Source organism: Pseudoduganella sp. HUAS MS19, from assembly GCF_053615455.1.
In genome coordinates this window covers 1,572,714-1,585,540 of record NZ_CM132133.1, presented here as the reverse complement: position 1 = coordinate 1,585,540, position 12,827 = coordinate 1,572,714, and the positions used below count along the sequence as shown (strand labels likewise).

General features: G+C 60.9%; 12 protein-coding genes. 2 read left to right on the top strand and 10 right to left on the bottom strand.

Annotated features, from left to right (window positions below; genetic code table 11):
• Window positions 1–87: 87 nt before the first annotated feature.
• The 3 genes from ACWBU6_RS07405 to secA all read right to left on the bottom strand — a co-directional run bounded on the left by ACWBU6_RS07405 (window position 88) and on the right by secA (window position 4,667).
• Entirely contained in the window at window positions 88–1,197 is a 1,110-nt protein-coding gene (locus tag ACWBU6_RS07405; RefSeq protein ID WP_452648175.1) for a porin, read from the bottom strand.
• 292 nt (window positions 1,198–1,489) lie between these two features.
• Window positions 1,490–1,813 (bottom strand): hypothetical protein, encoded by a 324-nt coding sequence (locus tag ACWBU6_RS07400; RefSeq protein ID WP_452648174.1) that lies wholly within the window; start codon window positions 1,811–1,813, stop codon window positions 1,490–1,492.
• A 91-nt stretch (window positions 1,814–1,904) separates the two neighbouring features.
• Entirely contained in the window at window positions 1,905–4,667 is a 2,763-nt protein-coding gene (gene secA, locus ACWBU6_RS07395; RefSeq protein ID WP_452648173.1) for a preprotein translocase subunit SecA, read from the bottom strand.
• A 145-nt stretch (window positions 4,668–4,812) separates the two neighbouring features.
• Here secA and ACWBU6_RS07390 point away from each other — a divergent pair, with 145 nt between their 5' ends.
• Window positions 4,813–5,283, top strand: a complete 471-nt coding sequence (locus tag ACWBU6_RS07390; protein ID WP_452648172.1) for a DciA family protein — start codon at window positions 4,813–4,815, stop codon at window positions 5,281–5,283.
• Window positions 5,284–5,366: 83 nt separating this feature from the next.
• Here the strand turns inward: ACWBU6_RS07390 and lpxC are convergent, their stop codons facing one another.
• Entirely contained in the window at window positions 5,367–6,302 is a 936-nt protein-coding gene (gene lpxC, locus ACWBU6_RS07385; protein ID WP_452648171.1) for a UDP-3-O-acyl-N-acetylglucosamine deacetylase, read from the bottom strand.
• A 33-nt stretch (window positions 6,303–6,335) separates the two neighbouring features.
• The gene (locus ACWBU6_RS07380) at window positions 6,336–7,178 is read right to left on the bottom strand and encodes a DMT family transporter (protein WP_452649541.1); all 843 of its coding nucleotides are present in this window, start codon (window positions 7,176–7,178) and stop codon (window positions 6,336–6,338) included.
• A gap of 190 nt (window positions 7,179–7,368) precedes the next feature.
• Between ACWBU6_RS07380 and ACWBU6_RS07375 the strand changes: the two genes are divergently transcribed.
• Complete coding sequence (locus tag ACWBU6_RS07375; RefSeq protein ID WP_452648170.1) at window positions 7,369–7,923, top strand: SET domain-containing protein; 555 nt, start codon at window positions 7,369–7,371, stop codon at window positions 7,921–7,923.
• Between the two features lie 9 nt (window positions 7,924–7,932).
• Here ACWBU6_RS07375 and ACWBU6_RS07370 read toward each other — a convergent pair whose 3' ends face one another.
• The 5 genes from ACWBU6_RS07370 to ACWBU6_RS07350 form a co-directional block, all read right to left on the bottom strand.
• Window positions 7,933–8,436, bottom strand: a complete 504-nt coding sequence (locus tag ACWBU6_RS07370; protein ID WP_452648169.1) for a redoxin family protein — start codon at window positions 8,434–8,436, stop codon at window positions 7,933–7,935.
• A gap of 81 nt (window positions 8,437–8,517) precedes the next feature.
• Window positions 8,518–9,735: a cell division protein FtsZ gene (ftsZ, locus tag ACWBU6_RS07365; RefSeq protein WP_452648168.1), complete on the bottom strand. Its 1,218-nt coding sequence runs from the start codon at window positions 9,733–9,735 to the stop codon at window positions 8,518–8,520.
• Window positions 9,736–9,835: 100 nt separating this feature from the next.
• A complete protein-coding gene (gene ftsA / locus ACWBU6_RS07360; RefSeq protein WP_055932698.1) occupies window positions 9,836–11,068 on the bottom strand; it encodes a cell division protein FtsA in 1,233 nt (410 codons plus the stop codon).
• 15 nt (window positions 11,069–11,083) lie between these two features.
• Window positions 11,084–11,848 (bottom strand): cell division protein FtsQ/DivIB, encoded by a 765-nt coding sequence (locus ACWBU6_RS07355; protein ID WP_452648167.1) that lies wholly within the window; start codon window positions 11,846–11,848, stop codon window positions 11,084–11,086.
• Window positions 11,849–11,864: 16 nt separating this feature from the next.
• Window positions 11,865–12,824 (bottom strand): D-alanine--D-alanine ligase, encoded by a 960-nt coding sequence (locus tag ACWBU6_RS07350; RefSeq protein WP_452648166.1) that lies wholly within the window; start codon window positions 12,822–12,824, stop codon window positions 11,865–11,867.
• Window positions 12,825–12,827 lie beyond the last annotated feature (3 nt).

Here is a 12,827-nt window from a genome sequence, read left to right as displayed (position 1 = left end):
GGCCGCCGCGATGCGGGTCAGGGAATCGATGAAATGACGGCGAGTTTGCATAATGGTTACCCTCTTCTGATGGTGGAAGGATGGTGCTTAGTATTGGACTTGCAGCGCGACCACAAACTTCGACTGGTCGGCGGCGGCAACGGTCTCGGTCTTCGAATACTTGGCGCTCAACTGCGCGTTGTAGCTGTCGATGATGTAGTTGAGGCCCACATCCGACTGCTTGACGTCGATGTTGTTATCGGGCTTGAACTTCTGGTATTGGATGAAGGGCTGCAGCTTGCCCTGGCCCGGCGCGAGGTTGAATACATAGGCCAGTCCGGTCGACCAGGCCTTGCCCTGCTCCGCCAGGATGACATCGTCGTTGCGGTAGTTGTAGTAGGCCGCTTCCACCGACACCGCACCGGCGCCGATACGCTTCTCCAGCAGGAAATCCAGGTTCCAGGCCTGGTAATCGCCGTTCCCGCCTACGGTCAGCACGCCATCCTTCTGGTAGCGGCCAGCCAGGCCGATGGCCAGGATATCCTTGCTGCCCAGGTAGTTGCCGGTGCCGTAGTAGCCTGGTTCGGCTTCCCAGAAATCGTATTGCACGCGGCCTGCATACATCAGGCTATCGTCGGCCTTGATGCCCGCTGCCTTGGCTTCCTTCTGCGCCAGGCTGCCGATGCCAAAAGTGTGGCCTTCGAACGCACCGAAGGAATATCCGAGCTTGCCATCGGCCACATTCCCCCACACCACCACGCCATCGTCACGGCCACGGAAAATGCCGCCGTTATAGCCATAGCGCGAAGCCACGCCCGCCCAGTAGCCGCCGCCGAGCGAATAATAGGGACCGGCCATATTCGCGCGGTCGCTTGGCGACAGGAGACGGCCGGCCCAGATATTCAGCTCTGGCGAGAACGCGAACTGCGCGGCAGCATCCAGCACGCGGATCTGGTCACCATCCCACTCGGTGTTCAACATGCCCTTGATGGTCTTAGTCAGCGAAGCACCGAAGAACAGGCGCGCGCTGTCCAGGTTAAAATCGTTCGAACGCGAACTCCCGTCCGGCGCACCGTCTTTGGCGCTGGTAAAACTGCCACGTGCGCCAAAGCCTACGCTGATGGACTTGTCCTCGCCGATCGAAATGGTGGCGCCCGCGTGCGCCAGCGACGTCATGGCGGCGCTGAATAATATCGAGAGCTTGATCTTCTTTTGCATGCCAGTCCTCTTTTTCACAAGTTGGAGATGTTGCCGCTTGTGTCAGAGTAAAGAGGCTGGCCGCGCTGGCCCATACGTCAAGTGACGTAGTGGCAGATTGACGTCACCAAACAAAACGGCCCGGGCGCTTGCGCGGCCGGGCCGTTTTGTTTGGGACATTAAGGCTTATGCCAACCGGCCGTGGCAAGTCTTAAATATCCTCGATGTCTTTTTCACCATCGGCTCCTACCGGATGGCGGCACCATCGGGCGCATGATCATCCCGGCCTGATCGCCGCAGCGCGACATGAATCCTAGCCAAGCCGGGCAATACCCATCCATATAGAGAAGAACGCAAAAATGGTTGCCGTCAGCCCCAAGAATATAAACACCAAAAACATGAGCCAGAATTTGATGGGATCTTTGCCTCGATGTACCGGTTTATAGCGGCCCCCATCGATTGTGCCCAGCCCCACCCCCAAGATTGCCGCCATAAGACCGGAATATCCAACGGTGAAGCCGACTATCGACACTAAGAACGGCCGTGCCGGGCTTGGCACAAAGAATAGGCAAGGAAATGCAATTGTCGTGGCAATGCAGAGGGTGACGAATATTCGCCGGTGCAGTGCACGGTTCATAGGCAACTTAAAGTATCGGATCTCTTCGTGCTAGAAGCAAAAACGGCCCAGGCGCTTGCGCGGCCGGGCCGTCTTATTGGGGCGTTTTAGCTTATGCCAGCTTGCCGTGACAAGCTTTGAACTTCTTGCCGCTGCCGCATGGGCATGGATCATTGCGGCCCACCTTGTAACCCTGGCTGATCGCAGCTTCCAGGTCACCCGCCGGCATGGCGGTTGGGGCCAGCAATTCTTCCGGCGCCGCATTCGGGTTGAAGTCGGCATGCTGGTAGTGGACGTTCTCGACGTGCGACTGGTTCATGGCCGCTTCCGCTGCCTCGACCTCTTCGCGCGACTGGATGCGCACCATCATCACCATGCGGATCACGTCGTTCTTGATCATGTCCAGCATGGTGCCGAACAGCTCGAACGCTTCGCGCTTGTATTCCTGCTTAGGGTTCTTCTGCGCATAGCCGCGCAGGTGGATACCCTGGCGCAGGTGGTCCAGCGCAGCCAGGTGCTCGCGCCAGTGGGTGTCTACCGACTGCAGCATGACATTGCGCTCGAAGCCGCCGAAGGCTTCCTTCGTCACGATGTCGACTTTGGCCTGGTATACGGCATCTGCCGCCGCAACCACGCGTTCGACGATGTCTTCGTCGGTGATATTGCCTTCCTTCTCCATCATCTCGACCAGCGGCAACTCGATCATCCATTCTGCAGCCAGGGTCTTCTGCAAGGCCGGGATGTCCCACTGCTCTTCCACCGATTCTTCCGGCACATAGGTGCGCACCAGGTCGGTGAACACGCCGTGGCGCAGGTTCATGATGGTTTCCGAAATATCAGTCGCTTCCAGCAGCTCATTACGCTGCGAGTAGATCACCTTACGCTGGTCGTTGGCGACGTCATCGTATTCCAGCAGCTGCTTACGGATGTCGAAGTTGCGGGCTTCAACCTTGCGCTGCGCCGATTCGATGGAACGGGACACGATGCCCGCTTCGATCGGTTCACCTTCCGGCATCTTCAGGCGGTCCATGATCGCGCGCACGCGGTCGCCGGCGAAGATGCGCAGGAGCGGGTCGTCCAGCGACAGGTAGAAGCGCGAGGAGCCCGGGTCGCCCTGGCGGCCGGAACGGCCACGCAGCTGGTTGTCGACGCGGCGGGATTCGTGACGCTCGGTGCCGACGATGTGCAGGCCGCCGGCCGCCACCACCTGGTTGTGCAGCGACTGCCAGCCGGAGCGCAGGTGCTGCGCCTTGGCCGCCTTCTCTTCGTCGCTCAGGTCCGGATTGGCTTCGATGATCTGGATCTGCTTTTCGATATTGCCGCCCAAGACGATGTCGGTACCGCGGCCTGCCATATTGGTGGCGATGGTAATCGCTTTCGGGATACCTGCCTGAGCGATGATTTCCGCTTCGCGGGCGTGCTGTTTTGCATTCAGCACGTTGTGCGGCAGCTTGGCCTTGTCCAGGATGCCGGACAGCAGCTCGGAGTTTTCAATCGAGGTGGTACCCACCAGCACCGGCTGGCCGCGCTCGTAGCAGTCGCGGATGTCGAGCATCATCGCGTTGTACTTTTCGGCGTTGGACTTGTACACCTGGTCCTGGCGGTCCTTGCGCTGCGATGGACGGTTCGGCGGGATCACCACGGTTTCCAGGCCGTAGATTTCCTGGAATTCGTAAGCTTCCGTGTCGGCGGTACCGGTCATGCCGGCCAGCTTGCCGTACATGCGGAAGTAGTTCTGGAAGGTGATCGAGGCCAGGGTCTGGTTCTCGTTCTGGATCTTGACGCCTTCCTTGGCTTCGACTGCCTGGTGCAGGCCGTCGGACCAGCGGCGGCCGGTCATCAGGCGGCCGGTGAATTCGTCGACGATCACCACTTCATTGTTCTGCACCACGTAGTGCTGGTCCTTGAAGTACAGCACGTGGGCGCGCAGGGCGGCATACAGGTGGTGCACCAGGGTGATGTTGGCGGAATCGTACAGGGAAGCGCCTTCCGGCAGCAGGCCCATCTTGGTCAGGATGCGCTCGGCCTTTTCGTGGCCGGCTTCGGTCAGCAGCACCTGGTGCGCTTTTTCATCCTTGGTGTAATCGCCCGGGACTTCGATCTTGCCCTTGCCGTCCGCGGTTTCCTCGCCGATTTGCTGGGTCAGTTGCGGCGGGACCAGATTGATCTTGTGGTACAGGTCGGTATGGTTTTCCGCCTGGCCGGAAATGATCAGCGGGGTACGCGCTTCGTCGATCAGGATCGAGTCCACTTCGTCGACGATGCCGAAATTCAGGGTGCGCTGCACGCGCTCGCTGGCTTCGAACACCATATTGTCGCGCAGGTAGTCGAAGCCGAACTCGTTATTGGTGCCGTAGGTGATGTCCGACGCGTAAGCGGCTTGCTTGTCGTCGTGCGGCATTTGCGACAGGTTCACGCCGCAGGACAGGCCCAGCCAGCGGTACAGCTTACCCATGGTTTCGGCATCGCGCTGCGCCAGGTAATCGTTGACGGTCACGATGTGCACGCCCTTGCCGGACAGGGCATTCAGGTAGGCCGGCAGGGTTGCGGTCAGGGTCTTGCCTTCCCCGGTGCCCATTTCAGCAATTTTGCCGAAATGCAATACCATGCCGCCGATCAGCTGGACGTCGAAATGACGCATCTTGAACACGCGCTTGGACGCTTCACGGCAGACGGCGAAGGCTTCCGGCAGCAGGTTATCCAGCGATTCGCCATTGGCAACGCGTTCCTTGAGGGCAGGCGTTTTCGCTTGCAGCTCGGCATCCGACAGCTTTTCAAACTCCGGTTCCAGGGCGTTAATCGCCTTAACCGTTTTTTGGTATTGCTTAAGCAGACGCTGGTTGCGGCTGCCGAAAATCTGGGTCAGTAAGGACATTTCTTAAATTCTTCCTCGGGTCCGCCAATGGCAAAAGTGCGTGATTTTATCATGCGTTCGTAGCAAGGTTGGGATCTTGGCCTATATAACAATAGGCTAGCGATGAAAAATTCACCGGCTGGGGCCGCCACGGTAAAATGCCGGAATGGGATTTTCGTTCACCAATCGCAAGCACGCACCGCAGGAAGCCACCAATTTCCTGCAGGGCAACGCCACGCTGGCCAAATTGCTGCCAGCCGTGCAGCGCATGGCGAATTTACAACGCGACTGTTACGAAGTGCTGCCTTCGGCCTTCAAAAGTTGTGAAGTTTTCGCTTTTGACGGCGGCGATCTGACCTTGGCCGTGCCCAATACGGCGGTCGCGGCCAAGCTCAAGCAGCAAGTGCCGAAAATGCAAGAAACGTTGAATGGGAAGGGGTGGCAGATTAACAACATCCGTTTCCGGGTGCAGATGCCGAAAGGGATAGCGCACGTCGGCCCGAGCGGGGAAGGCTTGAAACTGCCCGATACGGCAGTCGATTCCTTCGACGAGCTAAGCCAAAAACTTGAACCAACCACTGCCAACGAGCCGCTGATTGAAGCTATGCGGCGCCTGGTCGCCCGCCGCCGCAGCTAAATGTCCACCTTGGGGTCAGGAACAAAAGTGGACATGCCTGAAAGAATGTCCACTTTTGTTCCTGACCCCAAGGTGGACATTTTTTACAGGTAAGCCCACTCGCGCGACATCTGCTTGGCGTAGGAAGGCGGGGCGGTGTCGAGGGAGTCGAAGGTGACCAGCTCGTAGGAGTCCGTGTCGGCCAGCATGGCCCGCAGCAGCTGGTTGTTCAGGGCGTGGCCGGATTTGTGGGCTTCGTAGCTGGCGATGATCGGGTGGCCGACCATATACAGGTCGCCGATCGCATCCAGGATCTTGTGGCGCACGAATTCGTCGTCGTAACGCAGTCCGTCCTGGTTCAGGATGCGGTACTCATCCATCACGATCGCGTTTTCCAGCGAGCCGCCGCGCGCCAGGCCAATCCCGCGCAGCATTTCCACATCCTGCATGAAGCCGAAGGTGCGGGCGCGGGCAATCGCCTGGATATATGAGACGTCGCCGAAATCCACGGTCGCGCGCTGCGCCGTGCCATCCACCGCAGGGTGGTTGAATTCGATGAAGAAGTCCAGCTTGAAGCCGTCGTGCGGCACCAGGCGCGCCCATTTCTCGGCGGCGCCCTTGCCCTCGCGGATTTCGATCGGCTTTTTCACCTTGATGAACTTCTTGGGCGCTTCCTGTTCCTGCACGCCGCCCTGCTGCAGCAGGTAGACAAACGACGATGCCGAACCATCCATGATCGGGATTTCTTCTGCCGTCACGTCGACGTACAGGTTATCGATGCCCAGCCCGGCGCAGGCCGACATCAGGTGCTCGACGGTCGAAACGCGGCCGCCGTCCTTCATCAGCACAGTTGCCATGCGGGTATCGCCCACGATGTCCGCCCTTGTCGGGAAGACAACCTGCGGGTCCAGGTCCACTCGGCGGAAGACGATGCCGGTATCCGGCTCGGCGGGGCGCAGGGTCAGCTCAACCTTGGTGCCGGAGTGCAGGCCGACACCGGTGGTGCGGACGATTTCTTTGATGGTTCGTTGTTTCAGCATGCAAGGATTATAGCGCCCTGCGCCCTTCCCCGCTTACGGGTGCTCGGCCTCGGCATGTTCGGTCTCCCGGCGCACCAGGTAGATGCCGGAAGCAATGATGATGCCGGCGCCCAGCAAGGTATATGCGTCCGGCAGCGTGTGCCACATCAGCCAGTCGATGCCGACGCCCCAGGCCAGCGCGGTGTATTCGAATGGCGCCACGATGGAAGCTTTGCCCATGCTGAAAGCGCGCGTCAGCGCGAGCTGGCCGAAAAAGCCGGTCACCGCCAGCGCGGCCATGGCCGGCCACAGCGACCAGTCGATCGGCACCCAGGCGTTGATCGCCAGCGGCGCGACACCAACGCCCATCAGGGTCAGCACCCAGAACATCACGTGCTCCGGGGCGTCGGTCTTGGCCAGCACGCGGCCGGCAATGGCGGAAATGCCATAGCAGACGGCCGAGGCCAGCACGGCCAGCCCCGCGATCGACACGAAATTGCTGCCATCCGGGCGCAGGACTACCAGCACGCCGCCCAGGCCGACCAAAATCGCCAGCCATTGGCCCAAGCTGACTTTCTCTCCCAAGATGAATACAGCCAGCGCCGTCACCAGCGCCGGTGCGATGAAGAAGATGGCGTAAGTATCGGCCAGCGGCAGCGATTTCAGCGCGAACGCAAAAAGCGACAGCATGGCAATGCCGACCGCGCCGCGCAACAGGTGCAGCGGCCAGCGCACCTTGAAGATCCCCGTGAACTTGCCGCGGTAAGCCATGAAGGCGCACACCAGCGGCATCGAAAGCATGCATCGCAACGCGGTCACCTGCACTGCCGGATAACGCGCGGCCAGCACTTTCATGGATGCGTCCATGAGGGAGAACATGGCGACCGCGGCCACCATGGCGTAAATAGCTTGCAGGTTTTCTTTTTGTTGTGGAGTCACAATGGAAGGCCCAAATCTTTTGCCGGGTCGTCCATTGTACTGAAAGAAATGGTTTGCTGCTGAGGCCGCTTTAGCCCAGGCGGTCCACGGTTTGTTCCTTCATGCTGAAAGAATTACGAGGAATTTTATAGCGGGTTATCATGGCGGGATGAATACAGAAGCGCTACCAGTCGAAGTGATCGCAGAGCTTGAGCCACTCTATGTGGTCCACGAGTCGCCAGTGCATGGGCGCGGTGTTTTTGCGCGTCGGATGATACCGGCCGGCACCCGCATCATCGAGTACACCGGCGAAATCGTCGACTGGGAGGAATGCTGCCGCCGCACCGAGCAGAAAGGGGGCCCGATCGGCCACACCTTCTTCTTCAGCCTGAACAACGGCATGCTGATCGACGGCGGCTCGGGCGGCAACGAAGCGCGCTATATCAACCACTCCTGCGAGCCCAACTGCGAAGCCGAGGAGGATGACGATGACCGCGTCTACATCTGCTCCCTGCGCGACATCGAGGAAGGCGAAGAGCTGAACTACAACTACGGCCTGATTTACGAGGCCCGCCACACTGCCAAGGTGAAAAAGGAATTCGCCTGCTACTGCGGTGCGCCTTCCTGCAGCGGCGTCATGCTGGCGCCCAAGAAGCGCAAGTCGCGCGCTAAAACGCAGCTTGAAACGCAAAACGGCGCCGAAGCGCCGTCTCTAGCAGAGTAAATCCGGCGCTTACACCTGGCCCAGCATGGTCTCGGCGTTCGATACTTCGAACTTGCCGCCTTGCTCGACGTTCAGTTGTTTGACCACGCCGTCTTCCACCAGCATCGAGTAACGCTGGGAGCGGGTGCCCATGCCGTATTTGGAAAAGTCCGCGTCCAGGCCCAGGGCCTTGGAGTAAGCAGCGTTGCCGTCAGCCATCATGCGCACGGTGCCGGTAGCTTTCTGGTCGCGGCCCCATGCGCCCATCACGAAGGCGTCGTTCACGGAGATGCACCAGATTTCATCCACGCCCTTGGCCTTCAGGTCGGCAGCGTGCTTGACGTAGCCTGGCACGTGCTGTGCGGAGCAGGTTGGGGTGTAGGCGCCTGGCAGGCCGAAGATCGCGATCTTCTTGCCCTTGGCGATGTCCTGCACATTGAAGGTGTTCGGGCCGAGCGAGCAGCCTTCGGTCTCGGTTTCGATGAATTCGGACAGTTGGCCTTCCGGCAGTTTGTCGCCGATCTTGATGGTCATTTCGGGTTCTCCTTCTTGTGAAAACCCAGAGTATAACTCCGCGCCGCCGGACGCGTGATCCGGCGGCGCGGCTGACCTTATTTAGTCAGCCTGCTTGCGCAGGAAGGCAGGAATGTCGTAGGTTTCCATGCCCGACTTGGCCAGTGCGTTCACCTGCTCGGTGGCCGATTCGCGGCGCCACACTGCTGGCTGCTTCTGCACGTCGGACGGCACACCGGAGAAGCCAGCGTTGCCGAAACCGCCCACTGCTGCAGTTGCCGCACCACCCAGGCCTGCGTTGACGTTCAGCGGGTTGCCGCCATGGGTGCCGGTGCGCAGTTGCTGTTGCGGTACCAGCTGCACATGCTTCTTGGCTTTGCCCAGGCCGGTCGCCACCACGGTCACGCGGATATCGTCGCCCATCGCGTCGTCGTAGGCGATGCCTTGTGCGATCGACGCATCCGGTGCGGCGAAGGCGCGCACGGCAGCCATGACTTCCTTGATTTCCTTACCTTTCAGGCCGCGCGATGCGGTGACGTTCACCAGCACGCCGCGTGCGCCCGCCAGGTCGACCCCGTCCAGCAGCGGCGATGCAACCGCCTGCTCGGCAGCCACGCGCGCGCGGTCCACGCCGGAAGCGGTGGCGGTACCCATCATCGCCTTGCCCTGCTCGCCCATGATGGTCTTGACGTCGTTGAAGTCGACGTTGATGTGGCCAGGCACGTTGATGATCTCGGCGATGCCGGCTACGGCATTGTTCAAGACGTCGTCGGCGTGCTGCAGCCACTCGATCAGGGACTCGTCTTCGTAGATCTCTTCCAGCTTCTCGTTGCAGATCACGATCAGCGAGTCGACGTTCTGCGACAGCGCTTCCAGGCCCGCTTCGGCGATGTCCAGGCATTTCTGGCCTTCGTGGGAGAACGGCTTGGAGACGACAGCCACGGTCAGCGCGCCCTGCTGCTTGGCGATTTCCGCCACGATCGGGGCTGCGCCGGTGCCGGTGCCGCCGCCCATGCCGGCAGCGATGAACACCATGTGCGCGCCGCGCAGCGCATCTTCGATGCGGCTACGGGATTCTTCCGCCAGCGCACGGCCGACGTCGGGCTTCATGCCTGCGCCCAGGCCGCTCGCGCCGATCTGGATGATGTTGCTTGCCTTCGAAGCGGCCAGCGCTTGTGCGTCGGTATTGGCGGCGATGAATTCCACGCCGCTCATGCCTTTGTTGATCATATGCTGGACGGCATTACCGCCCGCACCGCCAACGCCGACGACCTTGATGACCGTTCCCAGTGTTGCGTTATCAACCATATCAAACTCCATGATTTACTCCTATCTAGAATGCGGTTTTCAAGCGCCAGGCCTCATAAAATTAGGAGAACTGGAGATTGAAAACTGCGTAGTTTTTTAAAAATTTTGAATATTAAAAGTTACCCAGGAACCATTCCTTCATGCGCTGCCAAACTGCTTTTACCGATCCATCCTGGCGCGTCACGATGTGGCCGCGCAGATACTGCTTCTTAGCTTCCAACAACAGGCCCAACACGGTTGCATAGCGCGGGCTGCGTACCACGTCGGCCAGTTGGCCGCGGTAGTCCGGGGTGCCCAAGCGCGCAGGCTTGAGGAAGATGTCTTCCGCCATCTCCACCATGCCCGGCATGATCGAGGTGCCGCCGGTCAGCACGATGCCCGACGAGAGCACGCCCTCGTAGCCGGACTCGCGCACCACCTGGTGCACCATCGCAAACAGTTCTTCCACGCGCGGCTCGATCACGGCGGCCAGCGCCTGGCGCGACAGGTTGCGCGGGCCGCGGTCGCCCAGGCCCGGCACTTCCAGGTGCTCGCCCGGGTCGGCCAGCACCTGCTTGGCGACGCCGTAGCGGATCTTGATTTCTTCCGCTTCGCCGGTCGGGGTGCGCAGCGCCATCGCGATATCGTTGGTAATCTGGTCGCCGGCGATCGGGATCACGGCCGTATGGCGGATGGCGCCGTCGCTGAACACCGCCACGTCGGTGGTGCCGCCGCCGATGTCGATCAGCACCACGCCCAGTTCCTTTTCATCCGTGGTCAGCACGGCGTCGGCCGAAGCCATCGGCTGCAGGATCAGGTCCGACACTTCCAGGCCGCAGCGGCGCACGCACTTGACGATGTTCTGCACCGCGCTGACCGCGCCGGTCACGATATGCACCTTCACTTCCAGGCGGATGCCGCTCATGCCGATCGGCTCGCGCACGTCGTCCTGCGAGTCGACGATAAATTCCTGCGGCACCGTATGCAGCAGCTGCTGGTCGGTCGGGATGTTGACTGCCTTGGCCGTTTCGATCACGCGCGCCACGTCGGTGGCCGTGACTTCCTTGTCCTTGATCGCCACCATGCCGCTGGAGTTGAAGCTGCGGATATGGCTGCCCGCAATGCCCGCGTACACATTGCGGATCTTGCAGTCGGCCATCAGCTCCGCTTCTTCCAGCGCGCGCTGGATCGATTCGACGGTCGCTTCAATGTTCACCACTACGCCTTTTTTCAGGCCGCTCGATTCGTGCTGGCCCAGGCCAATCACTTCGTGGCGTCCATCGCCCATCACTTCGGCCACCACGGCCACCACTTTGGAGGTGCCGATGTCGAGGCCGACGATCAGGTTTTTAGCGTCTTTAGTCATCTCTATGCCCTGCTTTCAACGTTTCTTCGTATCTGACGGGATCTTCAATCCCGCTGCGCTCAAAGCCAGGCCGTTCTGGTAGCGCATATCAATCGTTTCAATATTCGGCACGCGGCTGGAAATCTGCGGCCAGATCCCGACCAGGCGCTGCACCCTTTGATGCAGGGTGTCATGCGTTGCCTCGCGTCCTAGCGCCACACTGGCGCCGTTGTCCAACTTTACCGTCCACGCATAGCGTCCCGACAGGGCCACGGCCTTCGGCACCAGGCTGGCCGGTGCAAACCAGCTTTTCAGCTCACCGTAGCGCGCCAGCACTTCCTTCTCGCTGCCATCCGGACCTGAAAAGGCCGGCAGCTCGTGGTCCTCCTCCGCCTCGGCCAGGTTGGCGGTAAACACATCGCCCTTCACCGACAGCAGGCGGCCATCCTCGCCCCAGGTGCCGAGCGCTTCATGCTCTTCCAGCGACACGATCAGCTGGTTCGGCCATTCGCGCCGCACGCTGGCACGACGCACCCACGGCACCGACTCGAACACCTTGCGCACCTGCTCCAGGTCGGCCGTGAAGAAATTTCCCGCCAGGCGGCCCTGGGTGCCATTGCGCAGCGTCAGGTGGTTCACATGCTTGAACTCGGACTTGTCCATGGTCTCAACGCGGATGGAGCGCAAATCGAATACAGGACGATTCGCCAGCCACCACACGCCGGCAACGGCGCAAGCCAGCACCGACAGCGCGAACAGGCCGCTGGCGGATGCATTCAAGGCTTTGACGTCGTGCCACATAGCGTTCTTCGGTCCTCTATTTCTTCAGCTTCAGGCGCGCCGTACGCAGGATTTCCACGCACAGTTCTTCGTAGCTCACGCCGGTCGCGCGGGCAGCCATCGGCACCAGCGAGTGGCTGGTCATGCCCGGCGAGGTGTTCACCTCCAGCAGGAAAGGCTTGTTGTCCCTGGCGCGCAGCAGCACGTCGACCCGTCCCCAGCCTTCGCAGCCGACCGCGCGGTAGGCGGCCACGGCGAGGCGCTGCATTTCGTCCTGCATCGCCTGGTCCAGTTGCGGCGGGCAGAAGTACTTGGTGTCGTCGGTGAAGTACTTGTTGTTGTAGTCGTAGTTGCCCTGCGGCGCGACGATCTCCACGATCGGCAGCGCGCGCGCGTCCTTGCCGGTACCCAGCACGGCGACGGTGAACTCGCGGCCTTCCACGAATTCCTCGGCCAGCACGCAATCGTCCAGCGCAGCGGCAGCGTCGTAGGCTGCCTGCAGGCCGGCCTTGTCGTTGACCTTGGTGATACCGATGGTCGAACCTTCATGCGGCGGCTTCATGATCAGCGGCAGGCCGAGGCGCGCAGCTTCCGCATCCAGGTCGGAATCTACGCCCAGCACCGCGTATTCCGGGGTCGGCAGGTTTTCGCGCAGCCACAGGATCTTGGTGGTGATCTTGTCCATGCCCACCGAGCTGGCCATCACACCGGAGCCGGTATAAGGAATGCCGAGCAGTTCCAGCGCGCCCTGGATGCTGCCGTCCTCACCGTAGCGGCCGTGCAGCGCGATGAACACGCGGTCGAATTTTTCAGCGGCCAGTTCGGCCAGCGAGCGTTGGCCCGGGTCGAAGGCATGGGCATCCACACCCTGCGATTGCAGGGCCGCCAGCACGCCGGTGCCGGACATGATGGAGACGTCGCGTTCGGCGGACAGTCCGCCCATCAGCACGCCCACTTTGCCAAATGCTTGCGCTTCCTGTGCAGTCAGTTTCGTCATCGC

Excerpts from the sequence above, each read along its gene's own strand:
- ACWBU6_RS07405 (WP_452648175.1), bottom strand. The coding sequence starts at position 1,197 with ATGCAAAAGAAGATCAAGCTCTCGATATTATTCAGCGCCGCCATGACG.
- ACWBU6_RS07400 (WP_452648174.1), bottom strand. The coding sequence starts at position 1,813 with ATGAACCGTGCACTGCACCGGCGAATATTCGTCACCCTCTGCATTGCC.
- secA (WP_452648173.1), bottom strand. The coding sequence starts at position 4,667 with ATGTCCTTACTGACCCAGATTTTCGGCAGCCGCAACCAGCGTCTGCTT.
- ACWBU6_RS07390 (WP_452648172.1), top strand. The coding sequence starts at position 4,813 with ATGGGATTTTCGTTCACCAATCGCAAGCACGCACCGCAGGAAGCCACC.
- lpxC (WP_452648171.1), bottom strand. The coding sequence starts at position 6,302 with ATGCTGAAACAACGAACCATCAAAGAAATCGTCCGCACCACCGGTGTC.
- ACWBU6_RS07380 (WP_452649541.1), bottom strand. The coding sequence starts at position 7,178 with ATGGTGGCCGCGGTCGCCATGTTCTCCCTCATGGACGCATCCATGAAA.
- ACWBU6_RS07375 (WP_452648170.1), top strand. The coding sequence starts at position 7,369 with ATGAATACAGAAGCGCTACCAGTCGAAGTGATCGCAGAGCTTGAGCCA.
- ACWBU6_RS07370 (WP_452648169.1), bottom strand. The coding sequence starts at position 8,436 with ATGACCATCAAGATCGGCGACAAACTGCCGGAAGGCCAACTGTCCGAA.
- ftsZ (WP_452648168.1), bottom strand. The coding sequence starts at position 9,735 with ATGGAGTTTGATATGGTTGATAACGCAACACTGGGAACGGTCATCAAG.
- ftsA (WP_055932698.1), bottom strand. The coding sequence starts at position 11,068 with ATGACTAAAGACGCTAAAAACCTGATCGTCGGCCTCGACATCGGCACC.
- ACWBU6_RS07355 (WP_452648167.1), bottom strand. The coding sequence starts at position 11,848 with ATGTGGCACGACGTCAAAGCCTTGAATGCATCCGCCAGCGGCCTGTTC.
- ACWBU6_RS07350 (WP_452648166.1), bottom strand. The coding sequence starts at position 12,824 with ATGACGAAACTGACTGCACAGGAAGCGCAAGCATTTGGCAAAGTGGGC.